25 protein-coding genes and 1 riboswitch are annotated in these 25,302 nt (G+C 57.2%); of the genes, 12 read left to right on the forward strand and 13 right to left on the reverse strand.

All coding sequences use genetic code 11. From position 1 onward, the window contains the following. The first annotated feature begins 495 nt into the window (after positions 1–495). Complete coding sequence (purH, locus tag JO226_RS10875; protein WP_293567490.1) at positions 496–2,085, forward strand: bifunctional phosphoribosylaminoimidazolecarboxamide formyltransferase/IMP cyclohydrolase; 1,590 nt, start codon at positions 496–498, stop codon at positions 2,083–2,085. A gap of 15 nt (positions 2,086–2,100) precedes the next feature. Further along, complete coding sequence (gene purD / locus JO226_RS10880) at positions 2,101–3,390, forward strand: phosphoribosylamine--glycine ligase (protein WP_293567492.1); 1,290 nt, start codon at positions 2,101–2,103, stop codon at positions 3,388–3,390. Here purD and zraR read toward each other — a convergent pair. Beyond that, positions 3,387–4,712, reverse strand: coding sequence for a sigma-54-dependent response regulator transcription factor ZraR (zraR, locus tag JO226_RS10885; protein ID WP_293567494.1), 1,326 nt, complete (start codon positions 4,710–4,712; stop codon positions 3,387–3,389). The genes purD and zraR overlap by 4 nt on opposite strands. A 5-nt stretch (positions 4,713–4,717) precedes the next feature. Next, positions 4,718–6,112, reverse strand: a complete 1,395-nt coding sequence (zraS, locus tag JO226_RS10890) for a two-component system sensor histidine kinase ZraS (RefSeq protein ID WP_293567496.1) — start codon at positions 6,110–6,112, stop codon at positions 4,718–4,720. Between the two features lie 243 nt (positions 6,113–6,355). Between zraS and JO226_RS10895 the strand changes: the two genes are divergently transcribed. Then, complete coding sequence (locus JO226_RS10895; protein ID WP_293567498.1) at positions 6,356–6,775, forward strand: periplasmic heavy metal sensor; 420 nt, start codon at positions 6,356–6,358, stop codon at positions 6,773–6,775. 12 nt (positions 6,776–6,787) lie between these two features. Here JO226_RS10895 and JO226_RS10900 read toward each other — a convergent pair whose 3' ends face one another. The 6 genes from JO226_RS10900 to nudC all read right to left on the reverse strand — a co-directional run bounded on the left by JO226_RS10900 (position 6,788) and on the right by nudC (position 11,143). After that, positions 6,788–7,480, reverse strand: a complete 693-nt coding sequence (locus JO226_RS10900) for a DUF1481 domain-containing protein (RefSeq protein WP_293568467.1) — start codon at positions 7,478–7,480, stop codon at positions 6,788–6,790. Positions 7,481–7,492: 12 nt separating this feature from the next. Further along, the gene (hupA, locus tag JO226_RS10905) at positions 7,493–7,765 is read right to left on the reverse strand and encodes a nucleoid-associated protein HU-alpha (RefSeq protein WP_002884342.1); all 273 of its coding nucleotides are present in this window, start codon (positions 7,763–7,765) and stop codon (positions 7,493–7,495) included. Between the two features lie 186 nt (positions 7,766–7,951). Then, on the reverse strand, positions 7,952–8,542 hold the full coding sequence (locus JO226_RS10910) for a YjaG family protein (protein WP_293568424.1): 591 nt from the start codon (positions 8,540–8,542) through the stop codon (positions 7,952–7,954). 42 nt (positions 8,543–8,584) lie between these two features. After that, positions 8,585–9,256 carry a deoxyribonuclease V gene (nfi, locus tag JO226_RS10915; protein ID WP_293568427.1) on the reverse strand — a complete coding sequence of 224 codons (672 nt, stop codon included), beginning with the start codon at positions 9,254–9,256 and terminating at the stop codon, positions 8,585–8,587. A gap of 9 nt (positions 9,257–9,265) precedes the next feature. Next, positions 9,266–10,330: a uroporphyrinogen decarboxylase gene (gene hemE / locus JO226_RS10920; protein WP_293568430.1), complete on the reverse strand. Its 1,065-nt coding sequence runs from the start codon at positions 10,328–10,330 to the stop codon at positions 9,266–9,268. Between the two features lie 39 nt (positions 10,331–10,369). Beyond that, positions 10,370–11,143: an NAD(+) diphosphatase gene (gene nudC, locus JO226_RS10925; RefSeq protein WP_293568432.1), complete on the reverse strand. Its 774-nt coding sequence runs from the start codon at positions 11,141–11,143 to the stop codon at positions 10,370–10,372. Between the two features lie 96 nt (positions 11,144–11,239). On the opposite strand from nudC, the gene rsd reads away from it, so the two are divergent. The 7 genes from rsd to thiH all read left to right on the forward strand — a co-directional run bounded on the left by rsd (position 11,240) and on the right by thiH (position 17,343). Next, the gene (gene rsd / locus JO226_RS10930) at positions 11,240–11,743 is read left to right on the forward strand and encodes a sigma D regulator (protein WP_293568434.1); all 504 of its coding nucleotides are present in this window, start codon (positions 11,240–11,242) and stop codon (positions 11,741–11,743) included. A gap of 56 nt (positions 11,744–11,799) precedes the next feature. Then, a riboswitch (TPP riboswitch) is annotated at positions 11,800–11,900 on the forward strand. An 81-nt stretch (positions 11,901–11,981) separates the two neighbouring features. Then, the gene (gene thiC, locus JO226_RS10935) at positions 11,982–13,877 is read left to right on the forward strand and encodes a phosphomethylpyrimidine synthase ThiC (protein ID WP_293568436.1); all 1,896 of its coding nucleotides are present in this window, start codon (positions 11,982–11,984) and stop codon (positions 13,875–13,877) included. Next, positions 13,877–14,512 (forward strand): thiamine phosphate synthase, encoded by a 636-nt coding sequence (gene thiE / locus JO226_RS10940; protein ID WP_293568438.1) that lies wholly within the window; start codon positions 13,877–13,879, stop codon positions 14,510–14,512. The genes thiC and thiE overlap by 1 nt, the downstream gene beginning before the upstream one ends. Further along, entirely contained in the window at positions 14,505–15,260 is a 756-nt protein-coding gene (locus JO226_RS10945) for a HesA/MoeB/ThiF family protein (RefSeq protein ID WP_293568440.1), read from the forward strand. The genes thiE and JO226_RS10945 overlap by 8 nt, the downstream gene beginning before the upstream one ends. Further along, entirely contained in the window at positions 15,244–15,444 is a 201-nt protein-coding gene (gene thiS, locus JO226_RS10950; protein WP_293568442.1) for a sulfur carrier protein ThiS, read from the forward strand. The genes JO226_RS10945 and thiS overlap by 17 nt, the downstream gene beginning before the upstream one ends. Before the next feature lies 1 nt (position 15,445). Beyond that, positions 15,446–16,213 (forward strand): thiazole synthase, encoded by a 768-nt coding sequence (gene thiG / locus JO226_RS10955; protein WP_293568444.1) that lies wholly within the window; start codon positions 15,446–15,448, stop codon positions 16,211–16,213. Next, positions 16,213–17,343 (forward strand): 2-iminoacetate synthase ThiH, encoded by a 1,131-nt coding sequence (gene thiH, locus JO226_RS10960; protein WP_293568447.1) that lies wholly within the window; start codon positions 16,213–16,215, stop codon positions 17,341–17,343. The genes thiG and thiH overlap by 1 nt, the downstream gene beginning before the upstream one ends. 84 nt (positions 17,344–17,427) lie before the next feature. Here thiH and JO226_RS10965 read toward each other — a convergent pair whose 3' ends face one another. Beyond that, positions 17,428–17,697 carry a hypothetical protein gene (locus tag JO226_RS10965; protein WP_293568470.1) on the reverse strand — a complete coding sequence of 90 codons (270 nt, stop codon included), beginning with the start codon at positions 17,695–17,697 and terminating at the stop codon, positions 17,428–17,430. On the opposite strand from JO226_RS10965, the gene JO226_RS10970 reads away from it, so the two are divergent. Further along, complete coding sequence (locus JO226_RS10970; protein WP_293568450.1) at positions 17,651–17,956, forward strand: PTS sugar transporter subunit IIB; 306 nt, start codon at positions 17,651–17,653, stop codon at positions 17,954–17,956. The two genes, JO226_RS10965 and JO226_RS10970, sit on opposite strands and share 47 nt — an antisense overlap. Before the next feature lie 3 nt (positions 17,957–17,959). Further along, positions 17,960–18,277, forward strand: coding sequence for a PTS lactose/cellobiose transporter subunit IIA (locus tag JO226_RS10975; protein ID WP_293568453.1), 318 nt, complete (start codon positions 17,960–17,962; stop codon positions 18,275–18,277). 61 nt (positions 18,278–18,338) lie between these two features. Here the strand turns inward: JO226_RS10975 and JO226_RS10980 are convergent, their stop codons facing one another. The 4 genes from JO226_RS10980 to rpoC all read right to left on the reverse strand — a co-directional run. After that, positions 18,339–19,313 (reverse strand): ABC transporter permease, encoded by a 975-nt coding sequence (locus JO226_RS10980; RefSeq protein WP_293568456.1) that lies wholly within the window; start codon positions 19,311–19,313, stop codon positions 18,339–18,341. Then, a complete protein-coding gene (locus JO226_RS10985) occupies positions 19,306–20,835 on the reverse strand; it encodes a sugar ABC transporter ATP-binding protein (protein ID WP_293568459.1) in 1,530 nt (509 codons plus the stop codon). Before JO226_RS10985 ends, JO226_RS10980 begins: the two co-directional genes overlap by 8 nt. 78 nt (positions 20,836–20,913) lie before the next feature. Further along, the gene (locus JO226_RS10990) at positions 20,914–21,876 is read right to left on the reverse strand and encodes a sugar ABC transporter substrate-binding protein (protein WP_293568462.1); all 963 of its coding nucleotides are present in this window, start codon (positions 21,874–21,876) and stop codon (positions 20,914–20,916) included. A gap of 191 nt (positions 21,877–22,067) precedes the next feature. Further along, on the reverse strand, positions 22,068–25,302 hold a 3,235-nt coding region (rpoC, locus tag JO226_RS10995; protein ID WP_293568465.1), incomplete at its 5' end, for a DNA-directed RNA polymerase subunit beta'.

The raw sequence follows: 25,302 nt of genomic DNA on the forward strand, positions 1-25,302 counted from the left end.
ATTTTTCGTCCGAGGACGTTAAGAATCCATGTCACTTTGAGTGCCCACACAGATTGTCTGATAAATTGTTAAAGAGCAGTGCAACGCGGCTTTCGCTCACCGTTGCGAGGTGGCGTATATTACGCTTTCCTCTTTCAGAGTCAACCCCAATTTTCAGGATTTTTCTCTTCAACCGAACCGGCTGTTTGTGTGAAGTGATTCACATCCGCCGTGTCGATGGAGGCGCATTATAGGGAGTTCTCGAGCGGCCGCAATAGAAAAATTGCAGAAAAATGACTGACTGCTGCATTCCCCAGCAAAACCCCGCCTTATACCTGTTTACACACAGACTTATCCACAATGCTACGAAAAAGTGAAAAATCACGAGCGGCGCGCAAACGTTTTCGTTAAAATACCCCGGCTGAAACAAGGATGCCCCGTAAGGGGCGTTAGCAGAGTTTTTCGTGAAAAACTCTGCTAACGCTCTCTGTAATCGTCAAATCCAGGGGATTTACCATGCAACAACGTCGTCCAGTCCGCCGCGCATTGCTCAGTGTTTCTGACAAAGCCGGTATCGTCGAATTCGCGCAGGCACTTTCCGCACGCGGTGTGGAGCTGCTGTCTACGGGGGGCACAGCCCGCCTGTTAGCAGACAAAGGTCTGCCGGTAACCGAAGTGTCCGATTACACCGGTTTCCCGGAAATGATGGATGGGCGCGTCAAAACCCTGCATCCGAAAGTGCACGGCGGTATTCTGGGCCGTCGCGGCCAGGACGACGGCATTATGGAACAACACGGGATCGCGCCGATCGATATGGTTGTTGTTAACCTCTATCCGTTTGCCCAGACCGTAGCGCGCGTTGGCTGCTCGCTGGAAGATGCCGTCGAGAACATCGATATCGGCGGTCCGACCATGGTGCGCTCCGCGGCAAAGAATCATAAAGATGTCGCTATCGTGGTGAAGAGCAGCGACTACACCGCCATCATTAATGAAATGGATGCTAACGACGGTTCTCTTCAGCTTGCTACCCGTTTCGACCTCGCTATCAAAGCGTTTGAGCACACCGCCGCCTACGACAGCATGATCGCCAACTACTTCGGTAGCATGGTGCCTGCCTATCATGGCGACACCCAGGAAGCCTCCGGCCGCTTCCCGCGTACCCTGAACCTGAACTTCATCAAGAAGCAGGATATGCGCTATGGCGAGAACAGCCATCAGCAGGCTGCCTTCTATATAGAAGAAGAGGTAAAAGAAGCCTCTGTGGCAACCGCACAACAGGTACAGGGCAAAGCGCTTTCCTATAACAACATCGCCGATACCGATGCGGCGCTGGAGTGCGTGAAAGAATTCAGCGAGCCCGCCTGCGTTATCGTCAAACACGCTAACCCTTGCGGCGTCGCGGTCAGCGCCTCGATTCTCGACGCTTACGACCGCGCGTATAAAACCGACCCGACCTCCGCGTTTGGCGGCATCATCGCCTTCAACCGCGAGCTGGATGCCGAAACCGCGCAAGCCATCATCTCTCGTCAGTTTGTCGAAGTGATTATCGCCCCGTCAGCCACCGAAGAGGCGCTGAAAATCACGGCGGCCAAACAAAACGTTCGCGTGCTGGTCTGCGGCCAGTGGGCAGAACGCGTGCCGGGTCTGGACTTCAAACGTGTCAACGGCGGATTGCTGGTGCAGGACCGCGATCTCGGCATGGTAACTGCGGGCGAGCTGCGCGTCGTCAGCAAGCGCCAGCCCACCGAGCAGGAACTGCGTGATGCGCTGTTCTGCTGGAAGGTGGCGAAGTTCGTGAAATCCAACGCCATTGTTTACGCCAAAGAGAATATGACCATCGGCATCGGCGCAGGCCAGATGAGCCGCGTCTACTCCGCCAAAATCGCCGGCATTAAAGCAGGCGACGAAGGGCTGGAAGTGAAAGGTTCCGCGATGGCGTCTGATGCCTTTTTCCCATTCCGCGATGGTATCGATGCCGCCGCTGCCGTTGGCGTGAGCTGCGTTATCCAGCCTGGCGGCTCTATCCGTGACGATGAGGTCATTGCCGCTGCTGACGAACACGGCATTGCAATGATCTTCACCGATATGCGCCACTTCCGTCATTAATCTCTGGAGCAGACAATGAAAGTATTAATCATTGGCAACGGCGGGCGCGAACACGCGCTGGCCTGGAAAGCCGCCCAGTCGCCGCTGGTAAAGACCGTTTTCGTGGCGCCGGGCAATGCCGGTACCGCGCTGGAGCCTGCGCTGCAGAACGTCGCCATTGGCGTGATGGATATCCCCGGACTGCTGAACTTCGCGCAGAATAAAAAGATTGACCTGACCATCGTCGGCCCGGAAGCGCCGCTGGTCATCGGCGTGGTTGATGCGTTCCGCGCCGCGGGCCTGAAAATCTTTGGCCCAACGGAAGGCGCCGCGCAGCTGGAAGGTTCTAAAGCCTTCACCAAAGATTTCCTCGCTCGCCACCACATCCCGACAGCGGAATACCAGAACTTCACCGAGGTAGAACCTGCGCTGGCGTATCTGCGCGAGAAAGGCGCGCCGATCGTTATCAAAGCAGACGGTCTTGCCGCCGGTAAAGGCGTTATCGTTGCGATGACGCTCGAGGAAGCGGAAGCCGCAGTCCAGGATATGCTGGCCGGTAACGCCTTTGGCGACGCGGGTCACCGCATCGTGATTGAAGAGTTCCTGGATGGTGAAGAAGCCAGCTTTATCGTCATGGTGGACGGCGAGCACGTGTTACCGATGGCCACCAGCCAGGATCATAAGCGCGTCGGCGACGGCGATACCGGCCCGAACACTGGCGGCATGGGCGCCTACTCGCCTGCCCCAGTGGTCACGGACGAAGTTCACCAGCGTACGATGGAACGGATCATTTGGCCCACGGTGCGCGGAATGGCGGCAGAAGGAAACACCTATACCGGTTTCCTGTATGCCGGTCTGATGATCGACAAACAGGGTAACCCGAAGGTTATCGAATTCAACTGCCGCTTCGGCGATCCGGAAACTCAGCCGATCATGCTGCGCCTGCAGTCCGACCTGGTTGAGCTGTGCCTGGCGGCCTGCGACGGCAAACTGGGGGATAAGACCTCCCGCTGGGATACCCGTGCTTCACTGGGCGTGGTAATGGCTGCGGGCGGCTACCCGGGAAGCTATCGCAACGGCGATGAGATCCACGGTCTGCCGCTGGAAGAGGTGGAAGGCGGTAAAGTCTTCCACGCGGGCACCCGACTCTCTGATGACGATCGGGTACTGACCAACGGCGGTCGTGTACTGTGCGTGACCGCGCTGGGCGATACTGTCGCCGAGGCGCAGCAACGCGCGTATCAGCTGATGACCGATATTCACTGGGACGGCAGCTTTAGCCGTAACGATATCGGCTACCGCGCCATCGCGCGCGAGCAGGACTAACGCGAGAGTTTTGCCAGCAGCGTTTTGCGCGTGATCCCCAACTGACGGGCGGCTTCGGTTTTGTTGCCGCCCGTTTTCTCCAGCGCCGCCTGAATGACCTCTTTCTCCACCTCCACCAGCGGCTGAATATCGTGCGCCTGCAGCGCTTTTATCGGCGTAGCGGCAATCGCCAACGGCAGCTCACGTTCAGAGACAAACTCCCCGGTCAACAAAACAACGGCCCGTTCGATGGCGTTTTCCAGCTCGCGGATATTGCCCGGCCAGTCGTAATGAATCAGCAAATCCATCGCCTGCGGCGTAAACCCTTTCACCACTTTACGGTTGCGCCCGGTGTAACGCTGCAGGAAATGTTCAGCCAGCAGCGGGATGTCCTCACGGCGCTGGCGTAGCGACGGCATCTCAATCGTCACCACGTTCAGCCGGTAGTAGAGATCCTGGCGAAAGCGCCCGGCGCTCACCTCCTGCGCTAAATCGCGGTGCGTGGCGGCGATAAGCCTGACGTCGACGGAAATCGTGTGATTGCTACCGACGCGCTGCACTTCCCGCTCCTGAATAACCCGCAGCAGCCGTACCTGCATCAGCGGTGAAATGTCGCCAATCTCATCCAGAAACAGAGTGCCGCCGTCCGCTTCGACAAAGCGCCCTTCCCGACGCCTGTCCGCGCCGGTAAACGCCCCCTTTTCATGACCAAACAGCTCAGACTCCAACAGGGATTCATTTAGCGCCGCGCAATTCAGCGCCACCAGCGGTTTCGCACCGCGGGCGCTACTGGCGTGTAGCGCCCGGGCCACCAGCTCTTTACCGGTTCCGGAATCACCGTGAATCAGCACCGTCGCGTCCGAAGGCGCCACCATGGCGATATCATTGAGCAAATGCTGCATCGCCGGGCTGCGGCCAACCATACCAAACTGCGCCGCCGAAACCGGGGAGGACTCGGCCTCTGGCTCGCGGGTATGCGCGAGCGCCTGCGCTAACGTCTCCTGCAGGCGGTCAAAATCCAGCGGCTTGATGAGGTAATCCAGCGCGCCGCTTTTTATCGCCTCCACTGCCGTTTCAACGCTGGAGAAGGCGGTCATGATCAGCACAGGGATCGCCGGATTGAGCGCTTTAATCTCTTTGAGCGTATCAATGCCGTCCATTTCCGCCATCCGCACGTCGCACAGCACCACGTCAAAGACATGGTCATGCACCTGACGTAACGCCGCCTTGCCGCTATGGGCTAGCGCAACCTGATATCCCCAGCCGCGCAGCAGCGCCTGTAAAATCGTGCAATGGCTGACATCGTCATCCACCACCAGTACGTCGATGTTAACGTTCGTCATCCCTGTCAGTCCTTCTGCTGTTTTACTTTCACCGGTAAGTCGAGGGTAAATACCGCCCCGCTTCCAACAACGCTTGTCGCCTGAATGGTGCCGCCATGCTGCTCGATGATGTTTTGCACCACCGCTAACCCTAACCCCGTTCCGTCGGCTTTTGTCGTGAAGTACGGCGTAAAAATCGCCTGCAGCTGTTCGGGCGCAATGCCTTGACCACTATCGCGAACCACGATTCTCACCCGCTGCCCGTCGCATTCGCGGGCCTCAACCTGAATCGTCCCCTGGCGTCCTATCGCATGAATGGCGTTCAGATAGAGATTCAGCAGTACCTGCGTCAGCCTGTCCGGGTCGGCCTCTATCCGACACAGACTCGCGTTGGGAGCATAGTGCAGCGCAATGTCCCGGCTCTGCGCATCCTGGCTCACCAGTTGCAGTGAGTGGGAGATAACGTCATTAAGATCGACCAACTGCAAGGCCAGGTGCGCCGGTTTCACCAGCTCCAGCAGTTCACTCACCACCCGATTTAACCTGTCGGCCTCTTTGGCCATCACCTGCGCCAGCTCGTGGGATTCGCCGCCTTGCTGCGTGCGTTCGGCGAAGTACTTCGCGATCCCCTTGATGGAGGAGAGCGGGTTGCGGACCTCGTGCGCCACCCCGGCCGCCAGATGCCCGAGCGCCTGGAGTTTCTCCTTACGCTTATTTGCCTCCAACAACAAATGGCGCGACTGCTGATAACGGCGAAACCAGAATATCGACAGCACGGTCATCAACAAGACGGCGGCTAATGCCGACAACATAAACGCTGCGTTACGTTGCTCTCTGCGATTGGCGCTATCCAGCTCGCGCGCATCAAAGGCGACAAAAATGACCTGCCCCCCGGAGGTTATATCTCTGGCATCCCACCCATGCGGTATACCCTGGCATTGCTCTGACGTTTTTAGTTGAAATTTACGATAAATTTCAAACGTCGGTAATGGTCGTCCCGAGGCATCGCTCGTCGTCGTTCGTCGCCAGAGCACGGAATCGGTAATAGGCAACTGAGCCATCTCCTGCGCGGGATAGAGCATTTCCCCAACCCGCGCCGGATTGCTGTGCGCCAGAATATTCCCTTGCTCATCCGTCACCGCAAACCAGAGTACTCCGGGCTGCCATGCCATTTCCTCCAGCAGTTGCTGTAGCTGAATGTGATGCATACGCATCCCCATCCCCACGCGGGCGCCAGACTCCAGCGCCCGAATAAGCACCACGCCTTTTTCCAGCATCGTCTGCTGCTCTGTATGGATTTCGCGTTCAAACCCCCGTATCGCCAATACGGTCAGCAGAGCAATTAACATCAGAACCGCCCCAGGCACCAGCCAACTGAGCCAGAGTACGGGCGCATATTTTCCCAATCGCACAGGAGCCACTCCTCCCGAATATCCTTTTATGAACGGTGATCATGCCACTTTTTATCCAGACTGTCCCAATCTGGCGAGCGGTTGATTCTTCATGCGAGTCGAAATGACTCGCTTTATGTTGTCTGCGAGTCATTTTTACTCGCCTCCGCGCTTTTTTGCCCCTGCCTACCCCGCGCCAGCACAGAAAAAACAGGCATGAAAATTGCTATGAGTATCGATGAGTAACCATGGAATATGAAAGGAAACAAAAAAATGGGACAAAAAAAACGAATGTTTTTGGCAGCGGCTGTCTTTTCTACGCTGGCGCTTCACGCCCCCTCTGCTCTGGCTGGGTGGGAACATAACGACGGAAGATGGCAACAAGGCTACAGCCAGCTCACGCCAGAGCAACAAACAGCATCCCAAACCATTTATGACCAGTATTACGCGCAAACCAGCGCGCTGCGCCAGCAGCTGGCGTCCAAGCGCTATGAATATAACGCGTTACTCATCGCCAGCGCCCCGGACAGCGATAAAATCAATGCGGTCGCCAAAGAGATGGCGTCGCTAAACCAGTCGCTGGATGAAAGCCGGGTTCAGCGCGATATTGCGCTGGCGAAAGCGGGCGTACCTCGCGGAGGCATGGGTTACGGCGGATGCGGTGGTCATGGAGGCGGCATGGGTCACTGGTAAACCGCGCCAGATTTAAAAAGTTTTTGCCTTCGGCTGCCAGGTACAGAAGTCTTCATTCGCCACCAGCAGCAGCTGTGAACCTTCCGGCGCCTCCAGCCATGCCACGCTCAACTCCACCGAGGAGTGGCTCTGGCGGCGCTCAATATGGCTTATCGCCTGACTGTCGAGGTCGGGTTTGACCGTCTGCCCTTCGCAGGTGGTAACGGAGCCATCTTTATGCCAACGTCCCTGATGCAGCACAACACGCCCCTGACGCAGGGCATCGCTGGTCTGGCGAATCTGCTGGGCCTGGTAGCGGTACAGGGCAATCTGATCGTTGGAAAGCTGCTGCTTTTGGCTATCGACTTCACGCTGCATAAAGCTGAGATCGCCCCGGGGATCGAAGCGCACCTTCACATGTTCCGGCGGTTTGCCGTAGATGTTAAGTTCGATGAGAGAAAGCGTGTCGTCCTGCCAGCGATATTCGCTGAGAGACGTATTTCCGCTATGCCACGGGCTGAACGCGGCCAGAAGATGGGTTTCGCCGTCGCTGTCCTTACGCCAGATGCGCACAGCGCCTTCATTGTCGGCGTAGCCGCTGGCGGTAAAGGGAGGGAGCGCAGATTGACGGCTACAGGCAGAAAGCAGCACAACGCCCGCCAGCACTAACGCACGACGCCAACCAGACAAAAGGGGCGAAACCGCCCCCTCGTTAAAACTGTTCACTGCCACGCGGTCTTACTTAACGGCGTCTTTCAGTGCTTTACCAGAAACAAATGCCGGCACGTTAGCTGCGGCGATTTTGATTTCTTTACCGGTCTGCGGGTTGCGGCCAGTACGCTCAGCGCGGTGGTTCACTTTGAAGGTACCGAAACCAACCAGTTGTACAGCATCGCCTTCTTTCAGAGACTCAGTAATAGCAGCCAGGGTGGATTCCAGAGCAGCTTTTGCCTGTGCTTTAGACAGATCAGCCTTGTCCGCAATTACATCAATCAGTTGAGTCTTGTTCATAAGTTATCCTTACAATGTGTTTATCGCTTGCTAAGCATCGAGTGCGACGGAAATGCCTGAAAAGCACTCTCCTGCATACACGCACCGATAGCCACTTTTTTTCGCCCCCCAAATGTAGACCAGACGGGGGGCAGATGTGAAGCCTTCAGGCACGACAAATCAGGCGGTAAATCACGTTTTCTGGTCTCATCGCTCAAAAATTATACCGATATTGCTCTCGCCAGCCTCGCGGAGGTCTGCCCGCAGCCCTTTGATCAGCTCAATATCGCGTTCTTCGCAATCGGCCAGAAGCCGGAAAATCTCCCACTGAATATCCCATTCCTGCTCTACCGCCGGGTTAACTTTGAGCTCTTCATCGGTCATTTCCCGACCTGCCTGGGTCATTTCCAGCATGGCGACGGTGGTGATTGAGCTCTTGCTCACTTCCACGGCATGTTCGAGGGTTTCACCACTTAAACGGGAGTGAATCAGTTCGCTGAGCGCCACGCAGGCGTCGATTGCCGGATAAACGCCGTACATATCGAAATCGTCCGCAACGGGAATCGACTCTTCCAGCTTCTCCAGTTGGCTGTCGAAGTTCACCTTCGCGTCTTTCACCGTCAGCGTTTCCCAGACCAGATCGAGAATACGACGATACAACTGCCCGTCGGCAAACGCCGTTTGCTTGCAGAACATGGCGTAGTTAGGGTACATGCGCTCGCACAGGCAGGCCATAAAGGTGACGTGCTGCCAGCTTTCCAGCTTCTCCAGACGCAGATGAATCGGGTTTTGTAACATGATGAGATCTCAGAATCGGTAATGAGCGGAAGTGTACCTGAATCAGGGGTGAATTGCTTGCAGCCTGCGAAACGCCGGGCGCTCAGAGGCAACGGCATCGGCCCAGCGCGTCGGCTCCGGCAGACGGTAGCCCCGCATACAGCGCTGCACCCACGCCAGCGCGCTATCCTGACTCACTCGATGGCCGGTAGAGACAAACAGCGGATTACAGCGCGCCTTGCTGCGCCACACCCAAGCCAGCGGTTCGCCTTTATCCAGCAGCGGCGCCAGGGCGCCGGGTTCCGCAGACAAGGGCTCAAACTGACCGCACAGCCGCTTTTTCGCCACACCGATCGTCGGCACATCCACCAGCAACCCGAAGTGGCTGGCGACGCCCAGACGGCGAGGATGCGAAATGCCGTGACCATCGACGAACAGCAGATCGGGTTTTTGCGAGAGCTGCTCCCACGCCGCCAGCAGCGCAGGATACTCGCGAAAGGAAAGAAAACCGGGGATATACGGCATGGTGGTGGCAATGCGGGCGACTTTGTACTCCACCAGCTCAAGCGCCGGGTACGTAAGCACCACCATGGCTGCGCGGGTGACCTCTCCGTCCTGTTCGAACCCAACGTCCGCGCCGCCGATCCAGCGCGGCGGGTAGACATCAAGCCAATCCTCACGGATCACCGAGGAGGCCAGCGCCTGTTGCTGCAGGCGAAGCGTCGCCAGATCCATATCGCGTCCTTACTGATGGTATTGCGCCGACAGACGGTGCACCGCGTCGACAAACGCGCCCGCATGCTCCGGCGGAACGTCCTGATGAATGCCGTGCCCAAGGTTAAAGACGTGGCCTTCGCCATGGCCGAAGCCCGCGAGGATCGTCGACACCTCTTCCTCAATGCATGCCGGTGGAGCATACAGCATGGAGGGGTCCATATTGCCCTGCAGCGCCACTTTATCGCCTACACGGCGACGCGCATCGGCAATATCGGTTGTCCAGTCAAGACCCAGCGCGTCGCAGCCCGTTGCCGCCATCGCTTCCAGCCACTGGCCGCCACCTTTAGTGAACAGCGTCACCGGTACGCGACGACCTTCGTTTTCACGCAGCAGGCCATCGACAATCTTATGCATGTAGTAGAGCGAGAACTGCTGATAATCACGTCCGGTCAGCACGCCGCCCCAGGTATCGAAAATCATCACCGACTGCGCGCCCGCGCGGATTTGCGCGTTCAGATACAGCGTGACGCTTTTCGCCAGCTTATCGAGCAGCAGATGCAGCGCCTGCGGATCGGCGTACATCATTTTTTTGATCACGCTGAACGCTTTGCTGCTGCCGCCTTCCACCATGTAAGTCGCCAGCGTCCACGGGCTGCCGGAAAAACCGATCAGCGGGACGTCGCCTTTCAGCTCGCGGCGAATGGTGCGCACCGCGTTCATCACGTAGCCAAGCTCTTGCTCCGGATCGGGCACCGGCAGCTTTTCGACATCCGCCTTACAGGCGATCGGCGAGGTAAAGCGCGGGCCTTCGCCCGTTTCAAAATAGAGCCCAAGCCCCATCGCATCAGGGATGGTCAGAATATCCGAAAAGAGGATCGCCGCATCAAGCTGATAGCGGCGCAGCGGCTGTAGTGTCACTTCACAGGCCAGCTCCGCATTTTTGCACAGCGACATAAAATCGCCCGCCTGCGCCCGTGTCGCTTTGTATTCCGGCAAATAGCGACCCGCCTGGCGCATCATCCACACCGGAGTGACATCAACAGGCTGGCGCAACAGCGCACGCAGATAACGATCGTTCTTCAGTTCGGTCATGTTTGCAGTTCCTTAATGCGTCAGGCGGTCAGTGTACCATCACTCGTACTCTGCCCGACACATTGCCACGGTATCTTCGATCAGACGGCGCGCGACAGTACCCGGCGGCGGCAACAGCGGCAGGTCGTCGAAGCGATACCAGTCAGCGTCCAGCAGCTCTTTCGGGTCGATAACGATGTCGCCGCTGTCATAGTCCGCCATAAAGGCGGTCATCAACGACTGCGGAAACGGCCACGGCTGCGAGGTGACATAGCGCAGGTTTTTCACCCGAATGCCGCTCTCTTCCATCACCTCACGCGCAACGGCCTGCTCAAGGGTTTCCCCGACTTCGACAAAGCCCGCCAGGACGGTATGGACGCCGTTGCGATGGCGGGTATGCTGCGCCAGCAGAATCGAATCATCGCGGCGGATAGCGACAATAATGCAGGGCGCGATCTGCGGGTAATAACGCTCGCGGCAGTGGCGGCAGAGCATGGCCCATTCTGTTTTGCTCGGATGCATGGTATGGCCGCAGTAGCCGCAGAATTTATGCGAACGGTAGAATTCGGCGAGCTGTACGCCGCGACCGGCCAGCTGGAACAGGCCAACGTCCTGATCGAGCACCTGACGAACCGTGCCCATATCATGGCGGCGCGCCTGCTGCACGAGCCAGACAGGGTAGCCCTGCCATTCGCCGATCCGCATTGCGGGTTGCCCCACAAGATCGAAATTTCCCGCTTCACCGTATGGTATTTCACCGCGGGGAAGCCATAATTTTTGTTCGTGGCTGACGATCCACCAACCACGATCTAATTTTTCAATTATTCGATCCATGTCTATTGCACTACCTTCGCTTCACTGGCACCGTGTTTACATTATCTTTACATTTTGGGCTGAGCAGTTTTCAATCTTAAACGTGTGGAGTCAATCATGCTAAACCAATTAGAAAGCCTGACAGAACGCGTGGGTGGAAATAATCACTTTATCGATCATTGGCTACTGGTCCGTAAACATCTGCTCGTCGCCTACTACAATCTGGTCGGCATTAAGCCGGGCAAAGGATCCTACATGCGCCTTAATGAAAAGGCGCTGGACGATTTTTGCCAACGCCTGGTGGACTATCTCTCCGCCGGTCACTTCAATATTTATGAGCGCATTGTGGGTGAAATGGAAGGCGACAGTCCACTTTTAGCCACTAACAAGATTTATCCGCTGCTGGAAGCCAATACCCAGCAGATCATGGATATCTATGATTCCAGCCTGGAAAACGCCATCGATGACGACAACTGCATGGATTTTCAGAAGGCGCTGTCGAGCCTTGGCGAAGCGCTGGACGCCCGCTTCACGCTGGAAGACCGGCTTATCGTGCTGGCGTTTGATAACCATCTTAAAGGCGGCGCCAATGGCGTCAGTCATATTGCACGTCCAGCTTGAGATCTTAAGCGTTAACGCGTAGTTTACATCGCACTACCTCGCCGTATGGGCGAGGGTTTATCTTGTCGGAGTGCCCAGCTGGGCTGAGACCGTTTATTCGGGATCCGCGGAACCTGATCAGGCTAATACCTGCGAAGGGAACAAGAGTTACACTGCTGCTGTATCGCCATCGGGCGATCTCGCCTCTTGCTTCATCCGTCGTCTGACAAGCCACGTCCTTTCTTTTTTGGAATGAGCTATGTCTGCACAAAAACTGACCCGCCGCGAACAGCGCGCACAGGCCCAACACTTTATCGATACGCTCGAAGGCACCGCCTTTCCGAACTCAAAACGTATCTACATCACCGGTGCATCACACGATCTTCGCGTACCGATGCGCGAAATTCAGCTCAGCCCGACGTTCATCGGCGGGACGAAAGAGCACCCGCAGTTCGAAGATAACGAAGCCGTGCCGGTATACGATACCTCCGGTCCGTACGGCGACCCGGATATCGCAATCGACGTTCAGCAGGGTCTGGCGAAGCTGCGCCAACCGTGGATTGCCGCACGCAACGACAGCGAGCCGCTGGCTGACCGCAGCTCCGCGTATACCAAAGCGCGTCTGGCGGATGACGGCCTTGACGAACTGCGCTTCACCGGCCTGCTGACGCCCCAGCGCGCTAAAGCGGGCAAACGCGTGACGCAGCTGCACTATGCCCGTCAGGGGATCGTCACGCCGGAGATGGAATTTATCGCCATCCGTGAAAATATGGGCCGCGAGCGTATTCGCAGTGAAGTGCTGCGCCACCAGCACCCAGGTATGAACTTTGGCGCTCGCCTGCCGGAGAACATCACGCCGGAATTCGTGCGTGACGAAGTGGCTGCTGGCCGCGCCATTATCCCCGCCAACATCAACCACCCTGAGTCAGAACCGATGATTATCGGCCGCAACTTCCTGGTGAAGGTCAACGCCAATATCGGCAATTCGGCGGTCACCTCGTCTATCGAGGAAGAGGTGGAGAAACTGGTCTGGTCCACCCGCTGGGGCGCAGACACGGTGATGGATCTCTCTACCGGGCGCTACATCCACGAAACCCGCGAATGGATCCTGCGCAACAGTCCGGTACCGATCGGCACCGTGCCGATCTACCAGGCGCTGGAGAAGGTTAACGGGATCGCCGAAGATCTTACCTGGGAGGCGTTTCGCGATACGCTGCTGGAACAGGCCGAACAGGGCGTGGACTACTTCACTATCCACGCGGGCGTGCTGCTGCGCTATGTGCCAATGACCGCTAAACGCCTGACCGGTATCGTCTCGCGTGGTGGTTCAATCATGGCAAAATGGTGCCTCTCCCATCACAGCGAAAACTTTCTCTACGAACACTTCCGCGAAATTTGCGAGATCTGCGCCGCCTACGACGTTTCCCTCTCATTAGGCGATGGACTGCGTCCGGGCTCGATTCAGGACGCCAACGACGAAGCGCAGTTTGCCGAACTGCATACGCTGGGCGAACTGACCAAAATCGCCTGGGAGTACGACGTACAGGTGATGATTGAAGGCCCGGGTCACGTGCCGATGCAGATGATCCAGCGCAACATGACCGAAGAGCTGGAACACTGCCACGAAGCGCCGTTCTACACCTTAGGACCGTTAACTACTGATATCGCGCCGGGTTACGACCACTTCACTTCCGGCATTGGCGCGGCGATGATCGGTTGGTTTGGCTGCGCGATGCTCTGTTACGTCACGCCAAAAGAGCACCTCGGCCTGCCGAATAAAGAGGATGTGAAGCAGGGGCTGATTACCTACAAAATCGCCGCCCACGCCGCTGACCTCGCCAAAGGTCACCCAGGCGCGCAGATTCGCGATAACGCGATGTCAAAAGCACGCTTCGAATTCCGCTGGGAAGATCAGTTTAACCTCGCGCTTGATCCGTTCACTGCCCGCGCTTATCACGATGAAACCCTGCCGCAGGAATCCGGCAAGGTGGCCCATTTCTGCTCAATGTGCGGACCGAAATTCTGCTCGATGAAAATCACCCAGGAAGTGCGCGATTACGCGGCGAAGCAGGCGATCGACGTCGGGATGGCGGATATGTCGGAGAGCTTCCGCGCCAAAGGCGGGGAAATTTATCTGCGTAAGGAGGAGGTCTGATGTACCAGCCCGATTTTCCGCCGGTGCCGCTTCGTTTAGGGCTGTATCCGGTGGTCGACAGCGTGGAATGGATTGCGCGCCTGCTGGACGCGGGCGTACGCACCCTGCAACTGCGCATCAAAGATAAGCGCGACGACGAGGTGGAAGCCGATGTCGTCGCGGCGATTACGCTGGGTCGTCGCTATAACGCCCGGCTGTTCATCAATGATTACTGGCAGCTGGCGGTTACCCATCAGGCCTATGGCGTACACCTGGGTCAGGAAGATTTGCAAACCACCGACCTGGCCGCCATTCGCGCTGCCGGTTTACGTCTCGGCGTCTCCACCCATGACGATATGGAGATCGACGTGGCGCTGGCGGCCCGTCCTTCCTATATCGCGCTCGGCCACATTTTCCCGACGCAGACCAAGCAGATGCCCTCTGCGCCACAGGGGCTGGAGCAACTCACACGGCACCTGGCGCGGCTGGTCAATTACCCAACCGTCGCCATCGGCGGCATCAGCCTTGAGCGCGCGCCGTCTGTCCTGGCGACCGGCGTCGGCAGCGTGGCGGTCGTCAGCGCCATTACCCAGGCCGCGGACTGGCAGTTGGCGACCGCACAGTTGCTCGATATGGCAGGAGCAGGCGATGAATGACAGCGACTTCATGCGCTATAGCCGACAGCTTTTGCTGGAGGATATCGCCATCGACGGGCAAGAACGGCTGCTCGCCAGTCGGGTGCTGATTGTGGGTCTCGGCGGCCTAGGCTCACCCGCCGCGCTGTACCTGGCGGGCGCCGGGGTCGGCACGCTGGTTCTGGCGGACGACGACGACGTGCACCTGAGCAACCTGCAGCGGCAAATTCTGTTTACCGCTGACGACATCAACCGGCCGAAATCGCAGGCTACCCACGCACGCTTATCCCGTCTGAATCCGGATATTACGCTGGTTGCTCTGCAAGAGCGCCTTGTCGGCGACGCGCTGACCCGCGAGGTTGCCAACGCCGACGTCGTGCTCGACTGCACGGACAACATGGCGACGCGTCAGGCGATTAATGCCGCCTGCGTGAAAACGGACACGCCGCTGATTACCGCCAGCGCCGTCGGTTTCGGCGGCCAGATGATGGTGCTGTCTCCACCCTGGACGCACGGATGCTACCGCTGTCTGTGGCCGGATGATGTCGAACCGGAGCGTAACTGTCGTACCGCCGGGGTCGTTGGCCCGGTGGTCGGGGTGATGGGCGCGCTCCAGGCGCTGGAGACCATTAAGCTGCTCTGCGGCATGGAAACACAGCATGACGCGCTGCGCCTGTTTGACGCCCGCGCCAACAGCTGGCGCACCCTGACGCTCAGGCGCGCCGACGGCTGCCCGGTATGCGGAGGCCGCCATGAAAATCATCGTTAACGAAGACGTGGTGGAATGCCCGTCCGCACTGAGTGTTTCCGCACTACTGGCGCAGTTGCAACAACTCAGGCCGGGTATGGCGCTGGCGCTTAACCAACAGATTCTTCCCCGCGCGCAGTGGGATGAACAATTGCTGCAGGACGGTGACACCATTCTGCTTTTTCAGGCGATCGCGGGAGGCTGAGATGTTACGTATTGCGGATAAAACCTTTGAATCGCATCTGTTCACCGGCAGCGGAAAATTCGCCACGCCGCAGCTGATGGTCGACGCTGTCCGCGCGTCGGGCAGCCAGTTGGTGACGCTGGCGATGAAGCGCGTGGATTTGCGTCAACACAATGATGCGATCCTCGCGCCGCTACGGGAGGCTGGCGTATCGCTGCTGCCCAATACCTCCGGCGCTAAAACGGCCGAAGAAGCGGTGTTCGCCGCCGGGCTTGCGCGAGAAGCGCTGGGGACGAACTGGCTCAAACTGGAAATTCATCCTGACGCGCGCTGGCTGCTGCCGGACCCTATCGAAACGCTGAAGGCGGCGGAGCGGCTGGTCAGGCAAGGGTTTGTGGTTCTCCCCTACTGCGGCGCGGACCCGGTGCTGTGCAAGCGGCTGGAGGAGGTCGGCTGCGCCGCGGTGATGCCGTTGGGTGCGCCGATTGGCTCCAACCAGGGGCTGGAGACCCGGGCGATGCTGGAGATCATCATTCAGCAGGCCACCGTCCCCGTGGTGGTTGATGCCGGGATCGGCGTCCCCAGCCATGCGGCATCGGCGCTGGAAATGGGCGCCGACGCCGTGTTGGTGAATACGGCGATTGCCGTCGCCGATGACCCGGTGAAAATGGCGCATGCGTTTCGCCTGGCCGTCGGCGCTGGCGTACTGGCCCGTGAGGCGGTACCCGGCGCACGCAGCCGCCATGCCCAGGCCACCAGCCCGCTGACCGGTTTTCTGGAGGCGCTGTAATGGAAACCTTTACCGACCGCTGGCGGCAGCTGGACTGGGACGATATTCGCCTGCGCATCAACAGCAAAACCGTCGACGACGTAGAGCGCGCGCTGAATGCGCGCACGCTCAGCCGGGACGACATGATGGCGCTGCTGTCGCCCGCCGCCAGCGGCTACCTTGAAGCGATAGCGCAACGCGCGCAGCGGTTGACCCGACAGCGCTTTGGCAACACCGTCAGTTTTTACGTTCCGCTTTACCTTTCCAACCTCTGCGCCAACGACTGCACCTACTGCGGCTTCTCCATGAGCAACCGCATCAAACGCAAAACGCTGGATGCAGAGGAGATAGCCCGTGAATGCCAGGCCATTCGCGCCCTCGGGTTTGAGCATCTGTTGCTGGTCACCGGGGAGCATCAGAGCAAGGTCGGCATGGACTATTTTCGCCGTCACCTGCCCGCCATTCGCCGCCAGTTCGCCTCGCTGCAAATGGAGGTGCAACCGCTGTCCCAGGCTGAGTATGCCGAGCTAAAAAACCTTGGTCTGGACGGCGTGATGGTCTATCAGGAAACCTATCATGAAGCGGAATATTCCCGGCATCACCTCAAAGGGAACAAGCAGGACTTCTTCTGGCGGCTGGAAACGCCGGACCGACTCGGCCGGGCCGGTATCGACAAGATAGGTCTTGGCGCGCTGATCGGGCTTTCTGACAGCTGGCGAGTGGACTGTTACATGGTGGCAGAGCATCTGCTGTGGCTACAGCAGCGCTACTGGCAAAGCCGCTACTCCATCTCTTTCCCGCGCCTGCGCCCGTGCGCCGGCGGTATCCAGCCCGCATCGCTAATGGACGAGAAACAGTTGGTTCAGACCATCTGCGCGTTTCGTCTGCTGGCGCCGGAGGCAGAACTTTCGCTGTCAACGCGGGAATCGCCCCAGTTTCGCGACCACGTCATCCCACTGGCCATCACCCATGTCAGCGCGTTTTCCAAAACGCAGCCGGGAGGTTATGCCGATGACCATCCGGAGCTGGAGCAGTTCTCGCCGCATGATGGCCGACGCCCGCAAGAGGTTGCCAGCGCCATCGCCGCACGAGGTTTACAGCCGGTATGGAAAGACTGGGATAGCTGGTTGGGGCGCACCTCGCAGAGATAATGAAAGCGCCTGCAATATGTCATAAAGATGTCGGGCAGCCTCGTAATATAAACATCGGGAGATTGTTGATTATCTCCCGGTTTTTTATCCTCTCAAGGTCAGCAACGGAAGCTGTCCAGGGCGAAAGGTTTCTTCCTCGTTTTCGCCCTGCCTTCGCTTTACCAGCACGTCATTTACCCGAAATGTAACCGGTTTCAGTGTAAGCGTGATTTCTTTGTGATACCCGACACACAATCGCTGCAAAGCGGTTGTGACAGCGCCCGCCACAAGATAAGTATCAATAAACACATGTACATTGAGGCTGACTATGAAGAACATTGTTTTATGCTGTGCAGCAGGCATGTCCACCAGCATGCTGGTTCAACGTATGAAAGACGCCGCACAGAAAAAAGGCGTTGAGGTTTCGATTAAGGCCGTCCCCGTCGCCGAGTTCAAAGACAATATCGCCACGGCGGATATCGTCCTGCTGGGGCCGCAAGTAAAATACGAGCAGGCAAAACTGCAGGCGCAAGCCGACCCACTGGGTAAGAAAGTCGCCGTCATTGATATGATGGATTACGGCATGATGAAAGGCGATGTCGTTCTTGAAAAAGCCCTCAAGCTGATGGAGTGAGTCGTGGAAGATTTGGAATCAATCATCATGGAGCTGCTGGTTAACGCCGGCGCCGCCCGGAGTTCAGCGCTAACCGCCCTGCAGCTGGCCCGTAAAGGCGACTTTGAAGGGGCGCAAAAAGCGATGGATGAGTCACATGATTTCGTGAAGCATGCGCATACCATTCAGACCCAGCTGATTGGCCTGGACGAAGGTACCGGCAAGCTGCCGGTGAACCTGATTACCGTACACTCCCAGGATCATCTGATGAATGCAATGGTCATTCAGGACCTGGCGGGCGACATGATTGAGCTGTATCGCCGTCTCCCTGCGGTCAACTAATACCCGGACCACGGGACGATAAAGGGCACCAAAATGGTGCCTCTTTTCTCCTCTTGCCTTGCTACTTTTTCTGGCGTTGGCTGCGGTAGGTATCAAGCACAACGGCAACAACGATGACCACCCCGGTGATCACGCGTTTTGTCGGTTCGCTGGCGCCGATTTGCGCCAGACCTGCCGCCAGAACGGAGATAATCAACGCGCCAAGGAAAGTACAAATAACAGAACCCCGTCCGCCCATCAGGCTTGTGCCGCCGATAACGACCGCAGCAATCACCTGAAGCTCCATCCCCACACCGCCGTTCGGATCGGCCGCCTCCAGACGCGCGACCTGGAATAGCGACGCGAGCCCGGACAACGCCCCCATCAGCGCAAAGACCACCACTTTATAAGGCGCAGGGTTGATACCTGATAACCGTACTGCCTCCTCATTGGTGCCAATACCAATCAGGTGACGGCCGAAAATCGTGCGGGTCAGAACCAGATGCCCCGCCAGAATGACCAGTACGGCAATGACGAACGACGGTGAAATGCCAAACACGATCGGGTCCGCAAGAAAATCAAAGCTGGAGCCAATATATGCTGTGCGTGAATCGGTCAACTGGTAGGCACTACCCCGAGCTATCTCCAACATCCCTAGCGAGACAATAAAGGTGGGAATACGCCAGATAACGGAGATCAGGCCGGTTAATGAACCTACCGCCGTCGCCACCACAATACCGGCGATAGCCGCAAACCAGGGAGACCAGTGCAGATTCAGATAGGTCACGCTCACCACGGCGGCCGACAGCGCCAGCACGGAGCCAACCGACAGATCAATTCCGGCAATAATCAGCACAAAGGTCATGCCGACCGACATGACCATCAGGTCGGGGATCTGGTTCGCTATCGTGCTAAAGGTATTCAGGCTGAGGAAATGATCGCTGAGAAATGAAAACAGGATAACCATTGCCAGCAGCGCGCCGAGCAGTCCCAGATAGCTGCTTAATCCGCGCCATGTCGCGGGCCGCGCGCTGACCGGTAGCGATGTATTACTCATTATGTAAACTCCCCGTGGCGTGCTGATAACCGGAAAACGCGGCGGCCAGAATGGCATCCTGCGTCCAGTTGTCGCGAGTAAACGTCTCCACCAGCTTGCCGGCGGAAAGCACCGCAATACGATCGCAAATCAACATCAGTTCACGCAAATCGCTGGAGACGACGATTAGCCCTTTCCCGCTTTGCGTTAATTCATTCAGTAACAGATAGATATCCCGCTTAGCGCCAACGTCAATGCCGCGCGTCGGCTCATCGAAGAGAATGACATCGCAGCTTCGCTCCAGCCAGCGACTAATCAATACCTTCTGCTGGTTGCCGCCTGACAGGCTATCGACCGCCAGTTCCGTACCCGATGTACGAATCCCCAGACGGCTGATATATTTCTGCGCCAGCCTTATCTCCCGGCCCATGTCGAGCCACGACAGACGACTAATTTTGTCACTATTGCCAAGCGACGTATTCGCCGCCACGGACTGCGGCAACAGAAGCCCCTCGCCTTTACGATCTTCAGTGACAAGGGCAATGCGATGCGCGATCGCCTCCGCGGGCGAGCGAAGCGCCACGGCCTTCAGCGGGTCGCCCACCCACAGCTGGCCGCTATCGATACGGTCGGCAGCGAAAATAGCCCGCATCAGCTCAGTGCGTCCGGCGCCGACCAGCCCACTGATGCCCAGCACCTCGCCACGATGCAGCGTTAAGGAGATATCCTGCAAAACGTCGCCGCGCGTAAAGTGTTCGACCTTCAGTATCGGATTTCCCTGGCGGCGGGCGCTGACGTCAAAGCTGCTGTCGAGATCGCGTCCGACCATCAGTGAGACCAGTTGGTCGCTGCTGTAACGCCTGATGTCATCGGTACAGACCATATTGCCGTCCCGCAATACCATAATGTCATCCGCAATCTGCGCCAGTTCATCAAGACGATGGGAGATATATATCAGCGACACGCCACGTTGTTTAAATTGCCGAATTTGCGCGAACAGCAGCTCAACTTCGCGGTTGGTCAGCATCGCGGTAGGTTCATCGAGGATAAGAATACGGCTGTCGCCGATCAGATTACGGGCGATCTCAATCATCTGCTGATGACCTATACCGAGTTCTCCCACCAGCATATCGGGATCGAGCGCCTGCAGGCCGACCATCTCCATCACCGGCACGGACATCTCACGCAGGCGCTTACGGTTTATCCACCCGCCCCGATTGGGCAACCGATCGAGAAAGAGATTCTCGGCGATGGTCAGCGTGGGCAACAGGTTCAGCTCCTGCATGACCATGCGAATGCCGAGCTTTTCCGCCTCCTTACGGCTGGCGGGGGCGTAAGGCTGCCCAAGACAGGTCATGCTGCCTGTGGTCGGCAAAATCAGGCCGCCGATAATTTTCGAGAGTGTACTTTTCCCTGCGCCATTTTCGCCAGTCAGCGCCAGCACTTTCCCGGAATACAACGTCAGATTGATATTGGTCAGCACCGGCTCGCTGTAGGTTTTACCCACGCCGGACATTGACAGGATCTCTTGATAGTCAGCCATTTCGCACGCAATACCCACTCTGTCGAATCCCGGAAACCTCCGGGGCGTTTGCACCGCCCCGGAGGGTCAAATTGCCGCTTATTGCTTCACGATCAGTTTGACCGGCGTTTCAATGCTACCGGAAAGCTCGCTCTGCTTTTTACCGGCTTTCAGGGCTTCCAGCGCCGTATTGATACCAAAAACTGCCTGTTGAGAAGCGAACTGATCTGCGGTGGCCAGCACACGGCCATCCTGCAGCATCGGCTTGATAGCGTCGATATTGTCATAGCCGACGACCTGTACCTGGCCGCGTTTCCCCGCTGCGCGAATCGCGGAGACCGCCCCCAGCGCCATATTGTCATTATCCGCCAGCAGCGCCTTAATATTGGGATATTCGCTCAGCATCGCGGCGGCAATGGCGTTCGCGTTATTCATTTCCCATTGGCCAGACTGTACGGAAACAACCTTCATTCCCCCCTGCGACATCGCATCCTGGAAGCCCAGAGTACGCTGCTGGGAGTTGGTCGACGTTGGGATGCCTTCAATAATGCCCACCTCGTCACCCGCCTTCAGATGTTTTGCCAGATAATCGCCAATATCTTTCGCCCCTTTGCGGTTATTCGGCCCCACAAACGGGATGTTCAACCCTTTATCCTTAAGCACCGCGTCATCGAATTTATTGTCGATATTGATCACTAATATTCCGGCATCAATCGCCTTTTTCACCACCGGTACCATCGCCTTCGAATCCGACGGCGCAATAATAATGGCATCCGCCTTCGAGACTATCATCTGTTCGACAATCTGGATCTGGCTGGCGGTATCCGTTTCATTCTTAATCCCGTTGGAAACCAGATCGAATTTATCGGCATTTTGCTTTTGATAATCTTTTGCGCCATTTTCCATGGTCAGGAAAAATTCATTCGCCAGTGACTTCATCACCAGCGCTATTTTGGGTTTATGAACCGGCGCATCGGCAGAAAACGCGGGCGTTATCATCGCCGCTGACAACGTCAGAGCCACAGCGGTACTGATAAAATAAGAATACGCTTTTATATTCATGATAATTATCCAGTTTTATGGGTAGGGTATGACGCAATATTGGATGCAGTATAGTTAAGCGTAAGCGAGATCGAAGTGAGACGACGCACATTATTTCAGCAGTACGGAAAGGATAACAGGTTAGAAAAAAGGCAATAAAAAAGGCCAGTCATCAGACTGGCCTTTTCGACTTATCGCACTAACGTGAACGATTAATCGTTGTCAGAACCGCCCAGGCCTGCGTTCAGCAGTTCTGCCAGGCTGGCAGACGCTTCTTCCGCGCTCACCTGCGGTGCTGCCGGAGCTTCGCCCGCTGCACGACGGCGGATTCTGTCCTGGTGGTACGCATAACCGGTACCTGCCGGGATCAGACGACCGACGATAACGTTCTCTTTCAGACCGCGCAGTTCGTCGCGTTTACCCGCAACAGCCGCTTCGGTCAGAACGCGGGTCGTTTCCTGGAACGATGCCGCAGAGATGAAGGACTCGGTAGCCAGAGACGCTTTGGTGATACCCAGCAGATCGCGCGCGAAGGTTGCGCTAATCTTGCCATCCGCTTCCAGATCGCGGTTAGCGATCTTAACGCGGGAGTATTCAACCTGCTCACCTTCGAGGAACTCGGAGCTGCCCGCGTTCACGATGGTAGCTTTACGCAGCATCTGACGAACGATAACTTCGATGTGTTTATCGTTGATCTTAACGCCCTGCAGACGGTAAACGTCCTGCACTTCGTTCACGATGTAACGGGTTACCGCGTGAACGCCACGCAGACGCAGAATGTCGTGCGGCGCTTCCGGACCGTCGGAAACCACGTCACCGCGTTCTACGCGTTCACCTTCAAACACGTTGAGCTGACGCCACTTCGGAATCATCTCTTCGTACGGATCGCTGCCATCAACCGGGGTGATCACCAGACGGCGTTTACCTTTGGTCTCTTTACCGAAGGAAATGATACCGCTGATTTCAGCCAGGATTGCCGGCTCTTTCGGACGACGTGCTTCGAACAGGTCCGCAACGCGCGGCAGACCACCGGTAATATCCTTGGTACCGCCGGATTCCTGAGGAATACGCGCCAGGGTGTCACCGGAGCTTATCTGAATACCGTCTTCCAGCTGAACAATCGCTTTACCCGGCAGGAAGTACTGAGCCGGCATGTCGGTGCCCGGGATCAGAACATCATCGCCGTTAGCGTCAACGATTTTCAGTGCCGGACGCAGGTCTTTACCACCGGTAGTACGTTCTGCGGAATCCAGAACCACCAGGGAAGACAGGCCGGTCAGTTCGTCGGTCTGACGCGTAATCGTCTGGCCGTCGATCATGTCAGTGAAGCGAATGAAACCAGACACTTCAGTGATAACTGGCATGGTATGCGGATCCCAGTTTGCTACGGTTTCACCGCCGGCAACCTGCTCACCATCACCCTTCGCCATCACCGCACCGTAAGGCACTTTATAGCTTTCTTTGGTACGACCGAATTCGTCGATCAGTTTCAGCTCAGTGTTACGGGAGGTTACCACCAGCTTGCCAGCAGAGTTCACAACAGACTTGGCGTTGGACAGCTTGATGCTACCCTTGTTTTTCACCTGAATGCTGGATTCTGCAGCCGCACGAGATGCCGCACCACCGATGTGGAACGTACGCATCGTCAGCTGTGTACCGGGTTCACCGATGGACTGTGCCGCGATAACGCCGATAGCTTCACCTTTGTTGATGATGTGGCCACGCGCCAGGTCACGACCATAGCAGTGCGCACATACACCAAAGTCGGTGTCACAGGATACAACGGAACGCACTTTCACTGAGTCAACAGAGTTCGCTTCCAGCAGGTCACACCAGTGCTCATGCAGCAGCGTGTTGCGTGGTACCAGAATGTCTGCGGTACCCGGCTTCAGGACGTCTTCCGCGGTAACACGACCCAGTACGCGATCGCGCAGCGGCTCTTTAACATCGCCACCCTCGATAACCGGGGTCATGGTGATGCCTTCCAGCGTGCCGCAATCGTCTTCGGTCACCACCAGATCCTGCGCAACGTCAACCAGACGACGCGTCAGATAACCGGAGTTCGCGGTTTTCAGTGCGGTATCCGCCAGACCTTTACGCGCACCGTGCGTGGAGATGAAGTACTGGAGTACGTTCAGACCTTCACGGAAGTTCGCGGTGATTGGCGTTTCGATGATGGAGCCATCCGGCTTCGCCATCAGACCACGCATACCTGCCAGCTGACGAATCTGTGCTGCAGAACCACGCGCACCGGAGTCGGCCATCATGTAGATGCTGTTGAAGGAAACCTGCTGCTCTTCAACGCCGTCACGGTTAATCACGGTTTCGGTTTGCAGGTTATCCATCATCGCTTTGGATACACGATCGTTCGCCGCAGCCCAGATATCGATAACTTTGTTATAGCGTTCGCCCGCGGTCACCAGACCAGACTGGAACTGCTCCTGGATCTCAGCAACTTCGGCTTCCGCTTCAGAGATGATCTCGTGTTTCTTCTCCGGGATAACCATGTCGTCGATACCTACGGACGCACCTGAGCGCGCAGCGTAAGCAAAACCGGTGTACATGGTCTGGTCAGCGAAGATAACGGTCGGCTTCAGGCCCAGAATGCGGTAACAGGTGTTCAGCATTTTGGAGATAGCTTTCTTGCCCAGCGCCTGGTTGACGATGGAGAAAGGCAGACCTTTCGGTACGATCATCCACAGAATGGCACGGCCAACGGTCGTGTCTTTCAGGCTGGTCTTCGCAACGAATTCGCCGTTGTCATCTTTTTCGTATTCGGTGATACGCACTTTAACGCGCGCATGCAGAGAGGCCAGGCCAGCGCGATAAATACGCTCAGCTTCTTTCGGGCCAGTCAGCACCATGCCTTCGCCTTTGGCGTTAACACAGTCGCGGGTCATGTAGTACAGACCCAATACAACGTCCTGAGACGGAACGATGATAGGTTCGCCGTTCGCTGGGGACAGGATGTTGTTGGTAGACATCATCAGCGCACGCGCTTCGAGCTGGGCTTCCAGCGTCAGCGGTACGTGAACAGCCATCTGGTCACCATCGAAGTCGGCGTTATATGCCGCACAAACCAGCGGGTGCAGCTGGATAGCTTTACCTTCGATCAGTACCGGTTCAAAGGCCTGGATACCCAGACGGTGCAGGGTTGGTGCACGGTTCAGCATGATCGGGTGTTCGCGGATCACTTCTTCCAGGATGTCCCACACCACCGGCTCTTGCATCTCGACCAGCTTCTTGGCGGCCTTGATGGTGGTCGCCAGACCCATCAGTTCGAGCTTGTTGAAGATGAATGGCTTGAACAGTTCCAGCGCCATCAGCTTCGGCAGACCGCACTGGTGCAGTTTCAGCTGCGGACCCACCACGATGACCGAACGGCCCGAGTAGTCGACGCGCTTACCCAGCAAGTTCTGACGGAAGCGGCCGCCCTTACCTTTGATC

This window comes from Pluralibacter sp., assembly GCF_019237635.1.
Lineage (GTDB): Bacteria > Pseudomonadota > Gammaproteobacteria > Enterobacterales > Enterobacteriaceae > Enterobacter_B.

Coding starts and splice junctions, on each gene's coding strand:
- hupA (WP_002884342.1), bottom strand. CDS start 7,765: ATGAACAAGACTCAACTGATTGATGTAATTGCGGACAAGGCTGATCTG.
- JO226_RS10990 (WP_293568462.1), bottom strand. CDS start 21,876: ATGAATATAAAAGCGTATTCTTATTTTATCAGTACCGCTGTGGCTCTG.
- purH (WP_293567490.1), top strand. CDS start 496: ATGCAACAACGTCGTCCAGTCCGCCGCGCATTGCTCAGTGTTTCTGAC.
- purD (WP_293567492.1), top strand. CDS start 2,101: ATGAAAGTATTAATCATTGGCAACGGCGGGCGCGAACACGCGCTGGCC.
- JO226_RS10945 (WP_293568440.1), top strand. CDS start 14,505: ATGAATGACAGCGACTTCATGCGCTATAGCCGACAGCTTTTGCTGGAG.
- thiH (WP_293568447.1), top strand. CDS start 16,213: ATGGAAACCTTTACCGACCGCTGGCGGCAGCTGGACTGGGACGATATT.
- thiG (WP_293568444.1), top strand. CDS start 15,446: ATGTTACGTATTGCGGATAAAACCTTTGAATCGCATCTGTTCACCGGC.
- JO226_RS10965 (WP_293568470.1), bottom strand. CDS start 17,697: ATGCTGGTGGACATGCCTGCTGCACAGCATAAAACAATGTTCTTCATA.
- thiS (WP_293568442.1), top strand. CDS start 15,244: ATGAAAATCATCGTTAACGAAGACGTGGTGGAATGCCCGTCCGCACTG.
- nudC (WP_293568432.1), bottom strand. CDS start 11,143: ATGGATCGAATAATTGAAAAATTAGATCGTGGTTGGTGGATCGTCAGC.
- JO226_RS10895 (WP_293567498.1), top strand. CDS start 6,356: ATGGGACAAAAAAAACGAATGTTTTTGGCAGCGGCTGTCTTTTCTACG.
- thiC (WP_293568436.1), top strand. CDS start 11,982: ATGTCTGCACAAAAACTGACCCGCCGCGAACAGCGCGCACAGGCCCAA.
- rsd (WP_293568434.1), top strand. CDS start 11,240: ATGCTAAACCAATTAGAAAGCCTGACAGAACGCGTGGGTGGAAATAAT.
- JO226_RS10970 (WP_293568450.1), top strand. CDS start 17,651: ATGAAGAACATTGTTTTATGCTGTGCAGCAGGCATGTCCACCAGCATG.
- JO226_RS10910 (WP_293568424.1), bottom strand. CDS start 8,542: ATGTTACAAAACCCGATTCATCTGCGTCTGGAGAAGCTGGAAAGCTGG.
- thiE (WP_293568438.1), top strand. CDS start 13,877: ATGTACCAGCCCGATTTTCCGCCGGTGCCGCTTCGTTTAGGGCTGTAT.
- nfi (WP_293568427.1), bottom strand. CDS start 9,256: ATGGATCTGGCGACGCTTCGCCTGCAGCAACAGGCGCTGGCCTCCTCG.
- hemE (WP_293568430.1), bottom strand. CDS start 10,330: ATGACCGAACTGAAGAACGATCGTTATCTGCGTGCGCTGTTGCGCCAG.
- JO226_RS10980 (WP_293568456.1), bottom strand. CDS start 19,313: ATGAGTAATACATCGCTACCGGTCAGCGCGCGGCCCGCGACATGGCGC.
- zraR (WP_293567494.1), bottom strand. CDS start 4,712: ATGACGAACGTTAACATCGACGTACTGGTGGTGGATGACGATGTCAGC.
- JO226_RS10985 (WP_293568459.1), bottom strand. CDS start 20,835: ATGGCTGACTATCAAGAGATCCTGTCAATGTCCGGCGTGGGTAAAACC.